The sequence below is a fragment of the Serratia sp. 201 genome, assembly GCF_037027545.1.
GTDB classification, from domain to species: Bacteria; Pseudomonadota; Gammaproteobacteria; order Enterobacterales; family Enterobacteriaceae; genus Serratia; species Serratia bockelmannii.
Map to the genome: position 1 here is coordinate 902,369 of NZ_JAXCHC010000001.1, position 16,336 is coordinate 918,704.

17 protein-coding genes are annotated in these 16,336 nt (G+C 61.4%); 6 read left to right on the forward strand and 11 right to left on the reverse strand.

Annotated features, from left to right (window positions below; translation table 11 throughout):
• The first annotated feature begins 52 nt into the window (after positions 1–52).
• A complete protein-coding gene (gene rlmC / locus WA302_RS04790) occupies positions 53–1,183 on the forward strand; it encodes a 23S rRNA (uracil(747)-C(5))-methyltransferase RlmC (protein WP_049207976.1) in 1,131 nt (376 codons plus the stop codon).
• Positions 1,184–1,215: 32 nt separating this feature from the next.
• Here the strand turns inward: rlmC and artJ (WA302_RS04795) are convergent, their stop codons facing one another.
• From artJ (WA302_RS04795) to WA302_RS04820, 6 genes are all read right to left on the reverse strand, one after another.
• Complete coding sequence (artJ, locus tag WA302_RS04795; RefSeq protein ID WP_015377297.1) at positions 1,216–1,950, reverse strand: arginine ABC transporter substrate-binding protein; 735 nt, start codon at positions 1,948–1,950, stop codon at positions 1,216–1,218.
• 199 nt (positions 1,951–2,149) lie between these two features.
• A complete protein-coding gene (artM, locus tag WA302_RS04800; RefSeq protein ID WP_033637817.1) occupies positions 2,150–2,818 on the reverse strand; it encodes an arginine ABC transporter permease ArtM in 669 nt (222 codons plus the stop codon).
• Positions 2,818–3,534, reverse strand: a complete 717-nt coding sequence (gene artQ / locus WA302_RS04805) for an arginine ABC transporter permease ArtQ (protein WP_197832215.1) — start codon at positions 3,532–3,534, stop codon at positions 2,818–2,820. The genes artM and artQ overlap by 1 nt, the downstream gene beginning before the upstream one ends.
• Positions 3,535–3,543: 9 nt before the next feature.
• Complete coding sequence (gene artJ, locus WA302_RS04810) at positions 3,544–4,275, reverse strand: arginine ABC transporter substrate-binding protein (RefSeq protein ID WP_049205963.1); 732 nt, start codon at positions 4,273–4,275, stop codon at positions 3,544–3,546.
• A 32-nt stretch (positions 4,276–4,307) separates the two neighbouring features.
• Entirely contained in the window at positions 4,308–5,036 is a 729-nt protein-coding gene (artP, locus tag WA302_RS04815) for an arginine ABC transporter ATP-binding protein ArtP (RefSeq protein WP_142590589.1), read from the reverse strand.
• 264 nt (positions 5,037–5,300) lie between these two features.
• Positions 5,301–5,843, reverse strand: a complete 543-nt coding sequence (locus WA302_RS04820) for a lipoprotein (RefSeq protein WP_049205965.1) — start codon at positions 5,841–5,843, stop codon at positions 5,301–5,303.
• A gap of 159 nt (positions 5,844–6,002) precedes the next feature.
• Here WA302_RS04820 and WA302_RS04825 point away from each other — a divergent pair, with 159 nt between their 5' ends.
• The gene (locus WA302_RS04825; protein WP_004928400.1) at positions 6,003–6,326 is read left to right on the forward strand and encodes a heavy metal-binding domain-containing protein; all 324 of its coding nucleotides are present in this window, start codon (positions 6,003–6,005) and stop codon (positions 6,324–6,326) included.
• A gap of 49 nt (positions 6,327–6,375) precedes the next feature.
• Here the strand turns inward: WA302_RS04825 and WA302_RS04830 are convergent, their stop codons facing one another.
• A complete protein-coding gene (locus WA302_RS04830; RefSeq protein WP_197822796.1) occupies positions 6,376–7,902 on the reverse strand; it encodes a DUF3300 domain-containing protein in 1,527 nt (508 codons plus the stop codon).
• A 185-nt stretch (positions 7,903–8,087) separates the two neighbouring features.
• Here WA302_RS04830 and WA302_RS04835 point away from each other — a divergent pair, with 185 nt between their 5' ends.
• Positions 8,088–8,924 carry an N-acetylmuramoyl-L-alanine amidase gene (locus WA302_RS04835; protein WP_261456178.1) on the forward strand — a complete coding sequence of 279 codons (837 nt, stop codon included), beginning with the start codon at positions 8,088–8,090 and terminating at the stop codon, positions 8,922–8,924.
• Here WA302_RS04835 and WA302_RS04840 read toward each other — a convergent pair whose 3' ends face one another.
• Both WA302_RS04840 and WA302_RS04845 read right to left on the reverse strand, forming a co-directional pair.
• Entirely contained in the window at positions 8,925–9,935 is a 1,011-nt protein-coding gene (locus WA302_RS04840) for an NAD-dependent epimerase/dehydratase family protein (protein ID WP_004928393.1), read from the reverse strand.
• A 158-nt stretch (positions 9,936–10,093) separates the two neighbouring features.
• The gene (locus tag WA302_RS04845) at positions 10,094–11,533 is read right to left on the reverse strand and encodes a DUF2867 domain-containing protein (RefSeq protein ID WP_025302247.1); all 1,440 of its coding nucleotides are present in this window, start codon (positions 11,531–11,533) and stop codon (positions 10,094–10,096) included.
• Positions 11,534–11,683: 150 nt separating this feature from the next.
• Here WA302_RS04845 and WA302_RS04850 point away from each other — a divergent pair, with 150 nt between their 5' ends.
• Positions 11,684–12,031 carry a DUF1294 domain-containing protein gene (locus WA302_RS04850; RefSeq protein ID WP_043137745.1) on the forward strand — a complete coding sequence of 116 codons (348 nt, stop codon included), beginning with the start codon at positions 11,684–11,686 and terminating at the stop codon, positions 12,029–12,031.
• Here the strand turns inward: WA302_RS04850 and WA302_RS04855 are convergent, their stop codons facing one another.
• Positions 12,032–12,859 (reverse strand): MurR/RpiR family transcriptional regulator, encoded by an 828-nt coding sequence (locus tag WA302_RS04855; protein WP_197822795.1) that lies wholly within the window; start codon positions 12,857–12,859, stop codon positions 12,032–12,034.
• A 167-nt stretch (positions 12,860–13,026) separates the two neighbouring features.
• Here WA302_RS04855 and WA302_RS04860 point away from each other — a divergent pair, with 167 nt between their 5' ends.
• Positions 13,027–14,583, forward strand: a complete 1,557-nt coding sequence (locus WA302_RS04860) for a PTS transporter subunit EIIC (RefSeq protein WP_043137742.1) — start codon at positions 13,027–13,029, stop codon at positions 14,581–14,583.
• Positions 14,580–15,275, forward strand: a complete 696-nt coding sequence (locus WA302_RS04865; RefSeq protein WP_025302251.1) for an N-acetylmannosamine-6-phosphate 2-epimerase — start codon at positions 14,580–14,582, stop codon at positions 15,273–15,275. Before WA302_RS04860 ends, WA302_RS04865 begins: the two co-directional genes overlap by 4 nt.
• Positions 15,276–15,304: 29 nt before the next feature.
• Here WA302_RS04865 and ltaE read toward each other — a convergent pair whose 3' ends face one another.
• Positions 15,305–16,321: a low-specificity L-threonine aldolase gene (gene ltaE / locus WA302_RS04870; RefSeq protein ID WP_193402837.1), complete on the reverse strand. Its 1,017-nt coding sequence runs from the start codon at positions 16,319–16,321 to the stop codon at positions 15,305–15,307.
• Positions 16,322–16,336: the final 15 nt, after the last annotated feature.

Here is a 16,336-nt window from a genome sequence, read left to right on the forward strand (position 1 = left end):
GTGGTAAACTCTGCGCCCTTAATTCGTCATCCTGAACTTCACGGTAATCTTCATGCATTGCGCTTTGTATACGGCGGGTACCTGCCGTTCCTGTCAGTGGCTGGAAAAGCCCTATCCGCAGCAACTGGCTGACAAACAGCATCACCTGCACTCGCTGCTGGCCGGGCGCGACGTCGCGCAGTGGCTGCAGCCGATGGCGGGGGAGCTGAGCGCATTTCGCAATAAAGCCAAGATGGTGGTCAGCGGCAGCGTGGAGCGTCCCCTGCTCGGCATGCTGCACCGCGACGGCACGCCGGTCGATCTGAGCGACTGCCCGCTGTATCCCGCCGGCTTTGCGCCGATGTTTGCGGTGCTGAAAAGCTTCATCGCCCGCGCCGGCCTGACGCCGTATAACGTGGCGCGCAAACGCGGCGAGTTGAAATACCTGCTGCTGACCGAAAGCACGCTCGACGGCGGCGTGATGCTGCGTTTCGTGCTGCGCTCGGAAACCAAGCTGGCGCAGCTGCGCGCTGCGCTGCCGTGGCTGCAGCAGCAGCTGCCGCAGCTCAAGGTGATCTCCGCCAATATTCAGCCGGTGCACATGGCGATCATGGAAGGGGAGCGCGAGATCGCGCTGACCGAACAGCAGGCGCTCGAGGAACAGTTCAATCAGGTGCCGTTGTTCATCCGCCCGCAAAGCTTCTTCCAAACCAACCCGCAGGTGGCCGCCGATCTGTACGCCACCGCCCGCGACTGGGTGCGCGCGCTGGGTATCGACAGCATGTGGGATCTGTTCTGCGGCGTCGGCGGTTTCGGCCTGCACTGTGCGCAGCCGCAAACGCGGCTGACCGGCATCGAAATCAGCGCGGAAGCGATCGCCTGCGCGCGCCAGTCGGCGCAGCGGTTAGGGTTGTTGCACGTAGATTTTCAGGCGCTCGACTCCACCCGCTTCGCCACCGCCGAAGGCCAGGTGCCACAGCTGGTGCTGGTTAACCCGCCGCGGCGCGGCATTGGCCAGGCGCTGTGCGACTACCTGAGCCGGATGGCGCCGGACTATATTCTCTATTCCAGCTGCAACGCCGAGAGCATGGCGAAAGATATCGAGACGTTGCCGGGGTACCGCATCGAACGGGTGCAGCTGTTCGACATGTTCCCGCATACCGCGCACTACGAAGTGTTGACGCTGCTGGTGCGGCGTTTATAAAACATAAGGCCCGGTTATCCGGGCCTTATTGCTTATTGCGGGAACCACTTGTCGTTGATGGCCTTGTAGGTGCCGTCGGCCTTGATGGCGTCCAGCGCGGCGTTCAGCTTGGCCAGCAGCGCCTGGTTGTCGGGGCGCACCGCGATGCCGAGGCCGGTGCCGAAGTATTGTGCATCGGTGATGTGCTCGCCGACCGGCGCCAGCTGCGGGTTGGTTTTCAGCCACTCGTTCACCACGGCGGTGTCGCCGAACACGCCGTCGATACGGCCGTTTTTCAGCTCCAGAATGGCGTTCTGGTAGCTGTCGTAAGAGACGGTGTTAATCTCCGGGTGCTTGTCCTGCATGTATTTCTGGTGGGTGGTGCCGTTTTCCATGCCGAGCTTTTTGCCTTTCAGATCCGCCAGCGAGCTGAACTTGCCTTTTTGCGCGATCACGATCGCCGAGTTGGCGTAGTAAGGCTGGGTGAAAGCGACCTGTTTGCTGCGTTCCGGCGTGATGTCCATACCGGAAATCACCGCATCGTATTTCTTGAATTTCAGCGCGGCGATCAGGCTGTCGAACGCCTGGTTGGTGAAGGTGCACTGCGCCTGCATCTGTTTGCACAGCGCGTTGGCCAGATCGATATCGAAGCCGACGATCTGGTTGTTGGCGTCCAGCGATTCGAACGGCGGGTAGGTGGCGGAGGCGGCGAAGCGGATGGTCTCGGCCGCGGTGGCGTTAAAGGTCATCCCGGCCAACATCGTCGCGGCAAGCAGCAGTTTTTTCATGCGTAGAGCTCCTGTCTGGATCCTGAAAGTGATTATTCGCTATCGTTTGTTTTTACTGGTAATCGCCAGAGTTTTTTGCGTGTGCGCCTGCTGATAACCCTGCCATTGAGTGAATTAAAATGCAATATAAATGATTAAATATTGCCGCAGAGATAAAAAAAGCCCCGCACGATGGCGGGGCTCATGGGGAGAGGCGGTCTCAGTTGCGGCGCTCAAACGCCAGCGCGCGGCGCTCCACCAGCCGCATCAGCAGCGTCAGCAGGCCGTTGACGCACAGGTACACCAGGCCCGCGGCGCCGAACACCATGACGTCGTAGGTGCGGCCATACATCAGCTGGCTGTAGCCCATAACTTCCATCAGCGTGATGGTGTAGGCCAGCGAGGTGCTTTTGAACACCAGCACCACTTCGTTGGAATAAGACGATAGCGCACGTTTGAAGGCGAACGGCAACAGGATGCGCAGCGTTTGCCGGCGCGACATGCCCAGCGCTTCGCACGACTGCCACTGCCCGGCGGGAATGGCGCGCACCGCACCGTAGAACAGCTGCGTGGTGTAGGCCGCGCTGTTCAGCGCCAGCGCAATCATCGCGCACAGCCAGGGCTGCGACAGCAGGTTCCACAGCCACGGGTAGTCGCGGATCGCCGGGAACTGGCCGGGGCCATAGTAGATCAGGAAGATCTGCACCAGCAGCGGCGTGCCGGTGAACAGCGTCACGTAGATCTTGACCAGCGGCGTCAGGATCGGCGTTTTCAGCGTCAGGATCACCGTCAGCAGCAGCGACAGCACCAGCGCGACGATCAGCGCGGCGACGGTCAGGGTTAGGCTGGTATGCAGCCCTTTGAGGATTTCCGGTAAATACTCAATCATCAGACCGGCCCCCGCTCAAAGCGCGTGGCGCGCAGCTCAATGCGTTTGATGACGTATTGGCTGAACAGCGTCACCAGCAGGTAGATGGCCGCCGCGATCACATACCAGGTAAAAGGCTCCTGGGTGCGGGTGGCGATGCTCTTGGTTTGCAGCATCAGATCGTTGACGCTGATCAGCGACACCAGCGCGGTGTCTTTCAGCAACACCAGCCACTGGTTGCCGAGGCCGGGCAGGGCGTGGCGCCACATCTGCGGCATGATCAGGCGAAAGAAGATCGCCGCCTTACCCAGTCCCAGCGCCTGGCCGGATTCCCACTGCCCCTGTGGCACCGCTTTGAGTGCGCCGCGCAGCGTCTGCGAAGCGTAGGCGGAATAGAGCAGGGCCAGAGCGATCACCCCGCACAGGAACGGACTGACTTCGAAATTGTCGATCGCCAACTGGATCGGCAACTGGAACAGACCGAGGTTGAGGGTAAAGCCGTCGGAGAGCATCAGCAGCAGCTGCGACGAGCCGAAATAGATAAACAGCACCACCAGGATTTCCGGCAGGCCGCGCAGCACGGTCACCCAGGCGGTGCCGAGCCAGCTGACCGCTTTCCAGTGGGACGATTCCCATACGGCGAACAGCATCGCCAGAATCAGCCCGAGGATCAGGGCGCAAACGGCAAGGCCGACGGTCATGCCGGCGGCGCTTGCTAAAGGTTGTAATTCATTCATCGGGGCGTATTACTGCTGGAACCATTTTTTGTAGATGGTTTCATAGGTCCCATCCTGCTTAATCTTGTCCAGAGCGGCATTGAACTTGCCCTGCAGATCGGTATTCTTTTGGCGCACCGCGATGCCGAGGCCGGTGCCGAAGTAGTCTTTATCCGTCACTTTGGCGCCCACTGCCGCCAGCGCGTCATTCTGCTTCAGCCACTCGTTGACCACCGCGGTATCGCCGAACACCGCATCAACGCGGCCATTCTTCAGATCCAAAATGGCGTTCTGGTAGCTGTCGTAAGGCACGGTGGTGATTTCCGGGTGCTTGTCGGTCAGGTATTTCTGGTGGGTGGTGCCGTTTTGCACGCCCACCTTCTTGCCTTTCAGCGCCGTCACGTCGGCGATTTTGCCTTTCTGCGCGATGAACAGCGCCGAGTTATCGTAGTACGGCTTAGTGAACAGCACCTGCTTTTCACGTTCTGGCGTAATGTCCATGCCGGCCATGACCGCATCGAAACGCTTGAACTTCAGGCTAGGGATCAGGCTGTCGAACGCCTGGTTGGTGAAGGTGCACTCGGCCTGCATCTCTTTGCACAGTGCGTTGGCCAGATCGACATCAAAACCCTGAATCTTGTTGCTGGCGTCAATAAATTCAAATGGAGGATAGGAGGCTTCGGTAGCGAAACGGATGGTTTCGGCTGCGGAGGCGGAAACGCTGATGCCGGCCAGAACGGCGGCGATTATTAGTTTTTTCATCGCAAAATCCCCAAATTACAGCAAGTTAATTGTTAGTGTGATAAGTAGTTGGCAAACTCGGTGGTCTGTGGCTGCGCAAAGTGGCTGCTGTCGCCTTGCTCCACAACGTGGCCGTTTTCCATGTACACCACGCGGCTGGCGGTCTTGCGCGCCACTTCCACTTCGTGGGTGACGATCACCTGCGTGATGCCGGTGCCGGCCAGTTCGCGAATGATGCTAACGATCTGAGCGGTGATTTCCGGATCCAGCGCCGCAGTCGGTTCATCGAACAGCAGCACCTGCGGTTCCATCATCAGGGCGCGGGCGATCGCCACGCGCTGCTGCTGGCCGCCGGAAAGGTGCAGCGGGAAGCGATCGGCGAAGTCGGTCAGGCGCAGACGCTTGAGCAGCTTGTCGGCGCGCTCCATCGCCTGAGCCTTGGTCAGACCCAGTACGCGGCAAGGCGCCTCGATCAGGTTCTGGACCACGGTGAGGTGAGGCCACAGGTTGTATTGCTGGAAAACCATGCCGACGTTTTGACGCAGTTCGCGAATGGCTTTCTCGCCCGGCGCCTGTTTGAAGTCGAATTGGTTGCCGGCGATCTGCAGTTGGCCCGAACGCGGCATTTCCAGCAGGTTCAGCACCCGCAGCAATGAACTTTTCCCGGCGCCGCTTGGGCCAAGCAGCACCAGGGTTTCCCCGGCTGGACAATCCAGCGTGATGTCAAACAGCGCCTGGTGAGCGCCGTAATAGCAATTGATACCGTTAAGTTGAATACTCATGCGCCAGAATTGAATAGACATTGATGCCGCAAATGTTAACTTCCACAGAATACTTATGCAATCTTTGTGCGTTAAAATTTATGAGTGTGCGGCGGGACAGTAAAAGATTAGCACAAGATACCGCGACTCAGGCCGAGGGAGGGGATTTGTGGCGCAGGCTGTGATATCGGTAGCGAAATTTTTTCTATTGGACGAAATTTGAGCTGTTGACTGACGGCGGGGATGACCGACGCGGCAAGCCCGCGTCGGCCGGGGTATCGCGGGTTACTGGTTTTCCAGCACCTGGCGCACGCTGCCGTTGGTGGCGTGTGCTGGAACATTCAGGTAGCGAATATCATCAACCACCCAGCAGGTACCTTCGCGCACCATCAGCACTTCGTCCTGCCAGTTCACGGTGCTGTTGGCGTCTTTTTGATAGCTTAAGTCGACGCGCAGCGGAATATTTTTCGCATCGGTGTTAGGAATGGTCGAGGCGCTGGCGACGGACGCGCTGCTTGGCCCTTGCGCATTGCCGGAGAACAGATCGCCGGTTATCTGATGCTTGCCAGGATTTTGAGCGGCGCTGACCAGATCCTGATACAGCACTTTGCTCAGATAAGGCTGCAGCTGCGCCAGGCGATTGCTGTCCGGCAGGCTGGAGCCTTGCTGGATGCGCAGGTCATAGAACTTTTGCGCGACCGTATCCGGGCCGCCTTCCACACAGCTGCCGCTGCGGGTGCCGATATCCTTGTATGCCGGTTCCACCGTGGTACAGGCACTCAGCAACAGCGCTAAGGGTAAAACAGCCGCAATCGTTTTTGTTTTCATCTTATTACCTTATGTGAAAGTCTCTACCATGAAGACCGATAGCTTACAGTATAAATGCGTTTTTTGGCCTTGCATTCGTACTGCGTGCCATTGATTAAGCGAACATAACGCCAATCTTCTGGTCATAGATACGTTGAATTAATCAAACAAGGAGTTCTGATGCAGCTTTCAACTACCCCGACCCTGGAAGGGTTCACCATCACCGAATACTGCGGCGTCGTCACCGGCGAAGCGATCCTCGGCGCCAACATTTTTCGTGATTTCTTCGCCGGCGTGCGCGATATCGTCGGTGGCCGCTCGGGCGCTTATGAGAAAGAGTTGCGCAAGGCGCGCTTGATTGCGTTCGAAGAGCTGGAAGATCAGGCAAAAGAGCTGGGCGCCAACGCGGTGGTCGGCATTGATATCGATTATGAAACCGTTGGCAAAGACGGCAGCATGCTGATGGTGACCGTCAGCGGCACCGCGGTGAAAGTTAGCCGCTAACGCCATTCTCCGCGCCCCGGCCGTTCCGCCGGGGCGACATCCTGTAGGTTCATCCCACCTTGTGCTGCTCGACGATCGGGCGGTGTTCCTGCGGTTTCACCGGCGCTGGCGCTTGGCGATGCGGCATCGGCTGAACGGGCGGCTGATGGATCTGCGGCGCCGGAGCAGGATGCGGCATGATGCGCGCTTGCGGCACCGGTGCCGGGCGTACTAACGCCGGATGCAGCGTTGCGGCCGGTTCGCGTACCTCCGGCTGAACGACGTGCGGCGCCATCTGCACCTGTGGCCGCATGGCGGATTGATGCACTGGCGCGGCGGTCTGCATCGGATGCGTCTGTACCGGAGCCGCATGCACGGCCATCGGCTGCTGCGCGTGGGGCGCCGCCGGCGCGGCATGCGTGAACGTTGGCATGCTCATCGGCTGCTGTACATGGGGCGCGTTGACCGATTGTTGCACGTGCGGCGCGGCCGCTACCGGTTGGGTATGCGCAAAGGTTGGCAGGGTCATCGGCGCATGGGCCGCAGGCGCGCCGCGCGGCTGTTGCGGCGCCGCGTTCGGCGTCGATTGATTGAAGCGCGGCGTCGGCGCGGCGGGGGGCGTATTGTAGTTGTTCACCGTGCTGGTGGTGCTGCGATTCACATTGTTGACGTTGTGATATTGGTTGATGTTGGTGACGCGATTCACCACGGTGGTGGAATGCGACACGTAGGGCGCATTGCGGTAGACCACCGGCTGGCGCCGATCGTCCCAGCGCATATCCCAGTTGTGCCAGCCGCTGTTGTGTTGGTTGAGCAAAGAGGCGACCGCGATGCCGACGCCGAAGCTGATCACGCCGGCCGCCAACATGTCGCCGCCGCTGTAGCCCGAAGGTTGATACCGATAGCTCGGATAGGCCGGGACCGGCGTGCCGTAGGCCACCCAGGGATCGTAATGCGGGACGTAAACCGTATCCGGCTGGCTGGGTTCGATGACGATGGTTTCGCCCGGCGCCGCCACCACGCGCTGGCGATAGGGCTGCTGCTCAACGTAACGGGTGGTGGGGGCCACGACGATGCGCTGCTGCGGGGTGTTTTTCAGCGTGCCTTGGCTGGCCGCCCGTTGACGCATCACCTGAATGGCGTTCATCACGTCGGTGGGATCGTTCAGGTAGGCGCTGCCCAGGGCGGTGGTCCAGGGGATGTTTTTCGCCATTTGATCGAGCACGTCGGGGAATTGCACCAGGCCGCGCACGCTGGGATCCCAGGGCTGAGCGTCGGCCGCCGAGCTGAGCGCCGCCGGTTGCAACCCGCGGTTTTGCGCCAGCCAGGCATCCGCGGCGTTGATTTGGTCAGGATAACCCGCGCCGGCCAACACCTGCGCCAGCAGCTTGTCGGGGAACAGCGCCACCGGGCTGACCAACTGGTACAGCTGGTCGGCAGTCAGCGGCGTATAGGCCGGCGTACTGGCACTCGCGATGGGCGCGGCCGGGGACGGTGCGCTTGCCCCCATCGCGTCAGCGACTTTTTGCCGATCGCAGCCGCTGAGCGGCAGCATGGCGGCACAGAGCAACCAGGACAGATAGCGTGGCGTCAACATGTTCGACTCCGCTCTTTCGGCGCAGATGATACTTTGAGACTATCATGGGCGGGAAAGGCCGCCAGTCGGGAGCAACACTCGCTTGCACATCGGCGTTGTCTGTCATCATTTCTCGACGAACGTGATGATTGGATACAGGTCAATCGCGTCGCGTTACATCTCACGGACGTCAATCAGGAGGATAAGTGAAAATTTGGCCAGGGATCATCGCCGCCGCGCTGTTGGCGGGATGCCAAAATCCGCAGCAGGACACGCTCGTCGATCGTGGCGCTTACCAGCTCGAAACCTTGCATCAGGCGCAGGGCGCCGATCAGCGCATTCGGTTTCTGGTGATGCACTATACGGCGGAAGACTTTCATTCATCGCTGAAAACGCTGACCGATGAACACGTCAGCGCACACTACCTGTTGCCGGCGCACCCGCAGCGCGAACACGGCAAACCGACGGTGTACCGGCTGGTGCCGGAAGCGATGCGCGCCTGGCATGCCGGCGCCAGCGTCTGGCGCGGCCGCAGCAACCTCAACGACACCTCGATCGGCATCGAAATCGTCAACAAGGGGTTCACCCGCAGCATGCTGTTCACCCATTGGCAGCCTTATACGGCGGAGCAGATCGCCGTGCTGATCCCGCTGAGCCGCGACATCATCCAACGCTATGGCATTCAGCCGCAGGACGTGGTGGGGCACAGCGACATCGCGCCGCAGCGCAAACAGGATCCCGGCCCGCTGTTCCCCTGGCGGCAGCTGGCGCAGGCCGGCATCGGCGCCTGGCCGGATGAACGGGACGTGCAGCGGTTGCTTGCGGGGCGCGATCGCCATGCGCCGGTACCGATGGCGCCGCTGCTCGAAAAGCTGGCGCGTTACGGCTACGCGATCGACCCGTGGAGGGATGCGCGGCAGCAGCGCAATGTGCTGGCGGCATTTCAGATGCATTTCCGGCCCGACGATGTTCGCGGTAAGCCGGATGCAGAGAGTGAGGCGATTATCGATGCGCTGCTGGTGAAGTACGGCGCGGCGCGTTGATTACAGGCCGTGCAGTTTGCCGTGATCTTTCAGCCAGCGGGCGGTGCGCGCGATGCCTTCTTCCAGCGAGACGATCGGCTGATAGCCCAGCTCTTGCTGCGCGCGGGTGGTATCGAGCGTGAGGTCGAAGTTGAGTTTGGCGACGCCGTAATGGGTCAGCACCGGCTCCTTTTCGCTTTTGCTGCCCAGGCGCTCCATGCCGCGCGCCATCATGTCGAGCATCGGGTAGGGGACGGAGCGGATGCGGCACTTCATGCCCAAATCGTCGATCAACTGCTGCACCACGGTGCGAAGCGGACGCGGCTGCTGGTTGGTGATGTTGTAGGCGCGGCCGGACGGCGTATCTTCTTTTAGCGTCGCCAGCCACATGGCGTGCACCGCGTTCTCCAGATAGGTCATGTCCACCATCGCTGCGCCGCCGCGCGGCAGCAGCAGGTTGCCGTAGCGTTTGATCATCTGCAGCAACCGCGGCAGCATCACCTTGTCGTGCGGCCCGAACAGGCCCTGCGGGCGCAAAATGGTGAAATGGGTCTGCGGATTGGACAGCGCCAATTGCTGGATCACCTGCTCGCCGGCGGCCTTGCTGCGCGCGAACTCGTTGGCGTAACGCTGCGGGCGAAAGTCTTCGGTTACGTTGCGGTGATGGTGGTAGTCGAAATAGATCGCCGGGGAAGAGATGTGAATGAACTGCGCCACGCCATAGGCCGCCGCCCATTCGCCGAGGCGGCGGGTAGCGCGGACGTTGGCCAGTTCGAAGGCTTCTTCGGTGCCCCAGGGCGAGGTAAAGCTGGAGCAGTGCCACAGCACATCGACGTCCGCCAGCATCGCTTTGGCCTGCGAAGAGATCAGGTTGGTGAGATCGGCATGAATGAACTCAGCGCCCATTTTTTCCAGCAGGCCGCCCATCGCCTGGTTGCGGCCAGTGGCGCGCACTTTGATGCCCTGGCGGCGCAGATATTCAACGGCGTTACGGCCTAACCCACTGGTTGCACCGGTGACCAATACCTTCATAACGGACTCTATTCTCACCCAAAATCGGAATACCGGCGGGCGCTTGCGGCGCTCCCAGCAAATAAGATGCCATTCTTCCGTGATTTCGTGCGCTATGCAATCGGAAAGCCCCGAAGCACAGCGGCAAACTGTGCGGTTGATCGACAAATGAACGGCATTCAGCGCTGTTGGCGGTCCAGGTTCTCGGCCAACGTCGCGATGCGCTTCGCCATGCCGCGAAAAATGAACAGGTGTGCGGGCATCATGGCGAACCAATACAGCAGCCCGCTGAAGCCGGCCGGATGCCACCAGGCGCGCACGTCCAGCGTGCGGCGATCGCCGCGATCGGTAATGGTGAAGCTCAGCCGCCCCAGCCCCGGCGCCTTCATGCCGAACAACAGCGCCAGTTGCCGCAGCGGTTTCAGCGTGATGACTTTCCAACCGTCAATCTCGTCACCCAGCGCCAGGGTCGCGCGCGCCGGGCGGCCATAGACCACGCCGTTGCCGATCATGTCGTCCATGCGGGCGCGGATCCGCCACAGGATATTGGCGTAGAAATAGCCTTCCTCGCCCCCCAACTGCTGCACCGTTTGCCACAGCGCCTGGCTGGAAGCGGCGGTGTCGAGCGAACACCCCGCCTGTTTCGGGTAATAGCCGTAGCCGGGGCGCCAGCGGGCCCGCGCCGCCGGATCGTAGCCCCAGTCGGCGGAATCGACCACCTCCAGTTCGCGCTGCAGCGTGGCGGTGACCGCCTGATCGAAGGTGTGCAGACGTTGCGGGATCAGGGCCTGCAACGGTTTGCCGTCGGCGGGCAGATCGTGCTTCAGGCCCTGGATCAGCGCGCGCGCGATCGGCGTCGGCACCGAGGTGATCAGGCTGATGAACCACACTGAAATCAGTCGCGTCGGCAAGGGGATCGGGATCAGCCAGCGCCGCTTGCCGCTGATGGCGATAAAGCGTTTGAACATATCCTGATAGCTGAGGTATTCAGGCCCGGCGACGTCGAAGATGCGGTGTTCCTCCGCCGGGTGCGCCAGCAGATCGGCAAGGTAAACCAGCAGGTTCTCCAGCGCCACCGGCGAGGACTTCGAGCGCACCCAGCGCGGCGGCGTCAGCACCGGCAGGTTATAGACCATGTCGCGCATCACTTCGAACGCCGCCGAACCGGGGCCGACGATGATGCCGGCGCGCAGCTCGGTCACCGGCACACCGCTCTGGCGCAGGATCTCGCCGGTCAGGCGGCGGGCCGCCAGGTGCGGCGAACTGTCGTCGTTCGGCTGCAGCGCGCCGAGAAAGATCACCTGTTTGACGCAGGCATTGCGTAGCGCGTCGCGCAGGTTTTCCGCCGCCTGGCGTTCCTTCTCGATAAAGTCGTCGCCGTCGCCCATCGCGTGCACCAGATAGTAAAGCGTATCGATTTCCCACAGCGCCGCGCTCAGAGTTTCCGGGCGGTACAGATCGACATACAGGCAGTTGACCTGCGGCCAGTTCTGCTCCTGCAGCCACTCGATGCGCCGCGCGGCGGCGGTAATCTGGTGCCCCTGTTCGATCAGGTGCGGGATCAGGTTCTGGCCTATATAGCCGCTGGCTCCAAGAACCAGTACGCGTTGGGGTGTCATCGGGCCGCCTTGTGCGGTAGAGGATTGGCAGAACGACAGGATGCCAAATTCAGGGTTTAAATGCACATTTTGTATGGGTATAAGTCGGTTGCATCCATCTTGGCGCAGGTTCACACTACGCGCCCCTTATCGCACGAAAAACCGGATGCCATGAAGCTCAATGTGATTTGTTACGCCCTGCTGGGCCTGGCGCTGATCGCCAGTTTGTTCTCGCCGCATCCGGTGTGGATGTGGTTGTTGCTGGCCAACCTGCTGACGTTTCTGATCTACGGCGGCGATAAGCTGGCGGCGCGCAAAGGGTGGCGACGGGTGCCGGAGGCGACGCTGTTGCTGTTCGGCGCGCTGGGCGGCTGGTTGGGCGCCCTGGCGGCACAGCAGCTGTTTCGCCACAAAACCCAGAAGCAGCCGTTTAAAACCTGGTTCATCCTCAGCGTGGCGCTCAATCTGGCGGCGGTGCTGGGGCTGTGGTACTGGGTTTACGGCCGCTGGATCTTCTGACTACAGCAGCAGCGGCAGAGTCGCGCTGGCGGTGGCCTGCATCGCCTGAGCGTAGGCGGGATCGCGCTGAGTCAGTTCGGCGATCATCAACTCCACCAGCAGCATGGCGCCGACCTTGGCCGGCAGGGCGCCAGCGGTCAGCGGCCCTTCCGGTTTAGCCGCCACCAGCAGCGTATCCGCCATCTTGGCCAGCGGGCTGCGTTGGGTATTGCTGACGGCGATCACGAGTGCGCCGCGCCCTTTGGCCAACGTCACCGCATGCAGCACGTCCTTGGTTGAGCCGGAGCTGGAGATGACGATCAGCAGATCCCGCTCACTCAGCGAGGCTGCATTCATCGCCGCCCGGTGCATGTCGCTGAACAGCTGCGCCGGTTTGCCGAGGCGCAACAGCTTGTAGTGCAGGAAGTCGCCGATGATGGCGCTGGCGGCGACGCCGTAAATCTGCACCGAAGCACAACGCTGCAGGCTATCCGCCGCCTGTTGCAGCGCCTGCGGATCCAACAGCGCGCCGGTATCCCGCAGCGCCTGTACGCTCTCTTCCACCAAATTTTCCGCCGCGCTTTGGCGCGTCGCCGCTTCCGGCTGGCTTTGTTGCAAGCTGAGGGCCAGCGCCATTTTAAATTCGGTATAGCCTTTGCAGCCGAGATGGCGGCACAGCCGTGTGACGCTGGCTTCGCTGGTGGCGCTTTCACGCGCCAGTTCGGTGATGGTCAGGTAAACGGCGCGGGAAGGCTCCGCAAGAAGATAGTTGCCGAGCTTTTGCAGCGTGGGGCTGTACCCCGCCAAATCCTGCCGCAGCCGCAATAACAAGTTGCCTGTATTCATCACGTTACCTTTCTGAGTATTCCCGTTTCTATTGTGGCGGAAAGACGCCGCGGCTCGCCAGTGAAATCGACGGATTGTGAAGCCGATCATCGTTATGAATAAAATTTTCATTAAATTAATTTTAATGTGGTAAAAATTTTCATCATAAAAATGATGTCGGGGGAAAATTTATGTCAACACCAGAATTGCCGCGCTCCGGCGGTTGGTTCGAAAAAGCCCAGCTGTTCGGCAAGTCGTTCATGCTGCCGATCGCCGTGCTGCCGGCGGCCGGCCTGCTGTTGGGGATCGGCGGTGCGCTGTCCAATCCCAATACCGTCGAGGCGTATCCCTTCCTCGATGTCGGCTGGTTGCAAAGTATATTTACCGTGATGGCCAGTGCCGGTGCTATCGTGTTCGCCAACCTGGCGGTCTTGTTCGCGGTCGGCGTGGCGGTGGGGCTGGCCAAAAGCGACAAGGGCACGGCGGGGCTGGCTTCGCTGATCGCCTATCTGGTAATGAACGCCACCATCAATGCGCTGTTGAAAATCAACGGTACGCTGGCCACGCAGAACGCGGGCGCGGTGGGGCAGGGAACGATTCTCGGGATCCAGACGTTGGAGACCGGGGTGTTCGGCGGAGTGGTCATCGGTTTGGTGACCTGGTATCTGCACGGCCGCTATAACAAGATAGCGCTGCCACCGTTCCTGGGTTTTTTTGGTGGCTCGCGCTTTGTGCCGATCGTCAGCTCGCTGGCGGCGATGGCGGTCGGTGCCCTGATGACGGTGGTGTGGCCGCATTTCCAACAGTTGATCTTCGGCATGGGCGGTCTGGTAGACGCCAGCGGCTATCTCGGGACCTTTATCTACGGCTTCGTATTGCGCATGCTCGGGCCGTTCGGCCTGCATCACATCTTCTATCTACCGTTTTGGACCACCGCGCTTGGCGGCAGCGAAGTGATCAACGGACAGCTGGTGGAAGGCACACAACGCATTTTCTTCGCCCAGTTGGCCGACCCGAATACTCAGCAGTTCTACATTGGCACGGCGCGTTTCATGTCCGGCCGTTTTATCACCATGATGTTCGGCCTGGTCGGCGCCTGCCTGGCGATGTACCAGAGTGCGCGTCCCGAGAACCGCAAACGCGTCGGCGGACTGTTGCTGTCGGCGGCGCTGACCTCGTTTCTGACCGGCATCACCGAACCTATCGAATTCTCTTTCCTGTTTGTCGCGCCGGCGCTGTACGTGGTGCACGCGCTGTTCGACGGCCTGGCGTTCATGATCGCTCACATCCTGCATATCACCATCGGCCAGACGTTCTCCGGCGGCTTTATCGATTTCATGCTGTTCGGCGTGCTGCAGGGTGAAGCGAAAACCCACTGGATGTACGTCCCGCTGGTCGGTGTGCCTTGGTTCTTCCTGTACTACTTCACGTTCCGTTTCCTGATCCTGCGCTTCAACTTTAAAACGCCGGGGCGCGAGGCGGAAACTGCGCCGGAAGCGGTGATGACGGGCACCGAACGCTCGCAGCAGGTGCTGGCGGCGCTGGGCGGCAAAGAGAATATCGTCGAACTGGATTGTTGCGCCACGCGGTTGCGCGTGACGGTGAAGCAGAGCCGGTTGCTGGACGAAAGCGGGCTGAAGGCCAGCGGCGCACGGGCGGTTATCGTTCGCGGCAACGGTGTTCAGGTGATCTACGGCCCGCACGTCACCATCATTAAAAACGAAGTCGAGGAGTTGTTGGATTTATGACGCTTTCCATTTTGCAGCAGATTGAGGGGCGCCTGGTGGTGTCTTGCCAGGCGCTGGACGACGAGCCGCTGCACAGCGATTTTATCATGTCGCGCATGGCGCTGGCGGCCGAGCAAGGCGGCGCGGCGGCGATCCGCGCCAACGGCGTCGAAGACGTCAACGCTATCATGCGCACGGTGGCGCTGCCGGTCATCGGCATCATAAAGCGCGATTATGCGGGCAGCGACGTGTATATCACGCCGACCCTGCGTGAAATCGATGAGTTGATGGCGGCGGCGCCGCAGATGATCGCGCTGGACGCCACCGGCCACCCGCGGCCGGGGTCGCTGCAGCTGGCGGCATTGGTCGCCGCGATCCGTGCCAGGTATCCCCGGCTGTTGCTGATGGCGGACATCGCCACCCTGGAGGAGGCGCAAGGGGCCGCCAGATTGGGCTTCGACTGCGTGGGCACCACGCTGTATGGCTATACCGCCGAAAGCCGGGGCGCCCGACTGGCGGATAACGATTTCGGCTTTCTGCGTGCGGTGCTGGCGGCGGTATCGGTGCCGGTCATCGCCGAAGGCAATGTCGAAACGCCGGCGATGGCCGCGCGCTGCCTGTCGCTGGGGGCGCATGCGGTGGTGGTAGGGGGCGCCATTACCCGCCCGCAACAGATCACCCGCCGCTTTGTCGACGCCATCGGCGGGCGATAAGAGGCTCCTCGGCGCACCGGGGAGGGAAATCAGGCGTGCTGCTGAAGAAACTCCCGCCACAGCTCGACCACCCGCTGCAGATCCTGACGGCTGACGTCGAGGTGGGTCAGAATGCGTGTCAGCGGGCCGCTGCTGATCAGCACGCCACGTTCGCACATCCACGGACCGAGTTTGGCCGCCAGCGCCGGCGGTTGGCGCAGGTACAGCACGTTGGTCTGCGCACCGGGATCGGCGATCTCTACGCCGATCTGCCGCAGCTGTTGCTCCAGCCAGACCGCGTTGTCATGGTCTTCGCGCAGCCGCGCGACGTTATGCTCCAAAGCGTAAAGACCGGCCGCCGCCAGGATGCCGGCCTGGCGCAGCCCGCCGCCGGTCATCTTGCGCCAGCGCAGCGCGCGTTGGATGAAAGCCTCGCTGCCGCACAGCAGCGATCCGACCGGCGCACCCAGTCCTTTCGACAGGCAAATGGTGAAGGTGTCGCAGTATTGCACGATCTCTTTTAGCGGCAGGTTCAGCGCCACGGCGGCGTTGAAGATGCGCGCGCCGTCGATATGCAGCGCCAACTGCCGCTCGCGGGTAAATTGCCACGCCTGCTGCAGGTAGGTCTGCGGCAAGACTCTGCCGCTGATGGTGTTTTCCAGGCTCAGTAGCCGAGTGCGGGCGAAGTGGATATCGTCGGGTTTGATGGCGGCGGCGAGTTTGTCCAGCGGCAGCGTGCCGTCCGCGTCAGCCTCGATCGGCTGTGGCTGGATGCTGCCCAGCACCGCTGCGCCGCCGGCCTCGTATTTATAGTTGTGCGCCTGTTGGCCGACCAGATACTCGTCGCCGCGCTGGCAGTGGCTCAGCAGCGCCACCAGGTTGGCCTGGGTGCCGCTGGGCAAAAACAGCGCCGCCTCTTTGCCCGACAGGCGCACCGCCTCGGCCTCCAGCGCGTTGACCGTCGGGTCATCGCCGTAGACGTCGTCGCCGACCTCTGCCTGAGCCATCGCCTGGCGCATGGCGGCGCTGGGGCGGGTGACGGTGTCGCTGCGTAGATCGATAAGCATAGGGTTCCTGGAATA

Bases quoted from the DNA above. Each gene is read 5' to 3' on its own strand.
- WA302_RS04845 (WP_025302247.1), bottom strand. From the start codon at position 11,533: ATGACACCCCAACGCGTACTGGTTCTTGGAGCCAGCGGCTATATAGGC.
- WA302_RS04830 (WP_197822796.1), bottom strand. From the start codon at position 7,902: ATGTTGACGCCACGCTATCTGTCCTGGTTGCTCTGTGCCGCCATGCTG.
- WA302_RS04860 (WP_043137742.1), top strand. From the start codon at position 13,027: ATGTCAACACCAGAATTGCCGCGCTCCGGCGGTTGGTTCGAAAAAGCC.
- WA302_RS04820 (WP_049205965.1), bottom strand. From the start codon at position 5,843: ATGAAAACAAAAACGATTGCGGCTGTTTTACCCTTAGCGCTGTTGCTG.
- WA302_RS04840 (WP_004928393.1), bottom strand. From the start codon at position 9,935: ATGAAGGTATTGGTCACCGGTGCAACCAGTGGGTTAGGCCGTAACGCC.
- artJ (WP_049205963.1), bottom strand. From the start codon at position 4,275: ATGAAAAAACTAATAATCGCCGCCGTTCTGGCCGGCATCAGCGTTTCC.
- WA302_RS04850 (WP_043137745.1), top strand. From the start codon at position 11,684: ATGAAGCTCAATGTGATTTGTTACGCCCTGCTGGGCCTGGCGCTGATC.
- artM (WP_033637817.1), bottom strand. From the start codon at position 2,818: ATGATTGAGTATTTACCGGAAATCCTCAAAGGGCTGCATACCAGCCTA.
- WA302_RS04865 (WP_025302251.1), top strand. From the start codon at position 14,580: ATGACGCTTTCCATTTTGCAGCAGATTGAGGGGCGCCTGGTGGTGTCT.
- WA302_RS04825 (WP_004928400.1), top strand. From the start codon at position 6,003: ATGCAGCTTTCAACTACCCCGACCCTGGAAGGGTTCACCATCACCGAA.
- ltaE (WP_193402837.1), bottom strand. From the start codon at position 16,321: ATGCTTATCGATCTACGCAGCGACACCGTCACCCGCCCCAGCGCCGCC.
- rlmC (WP_049207976.1), top strand. From the start codon at position 53: ATGCATTGCGCTTTGTATACGGCGGGTACCTGCCGTTCCTGTCAGTGG.
- artQ (WP_197832215.1), bottom strand. From the start codon at position 3,534: ATGAATGAATTACAACCTTTAGCAAGCGCCGCCGGCATGACCGTCGGC.
- artJ (WP_015377297.1), bottom strand. From the start codon at position 1,950: ATGAAAAAACTGCTGCTTGCCGCGACGATGTTGGCCGGGATGACCTTT.
- artP (WP_142590589.1), bottom strand. From the start codon at position 5,036: ATGAGTATTCAACTTAACGGTATCAATTGCTATTACGGCGCTCACCAG.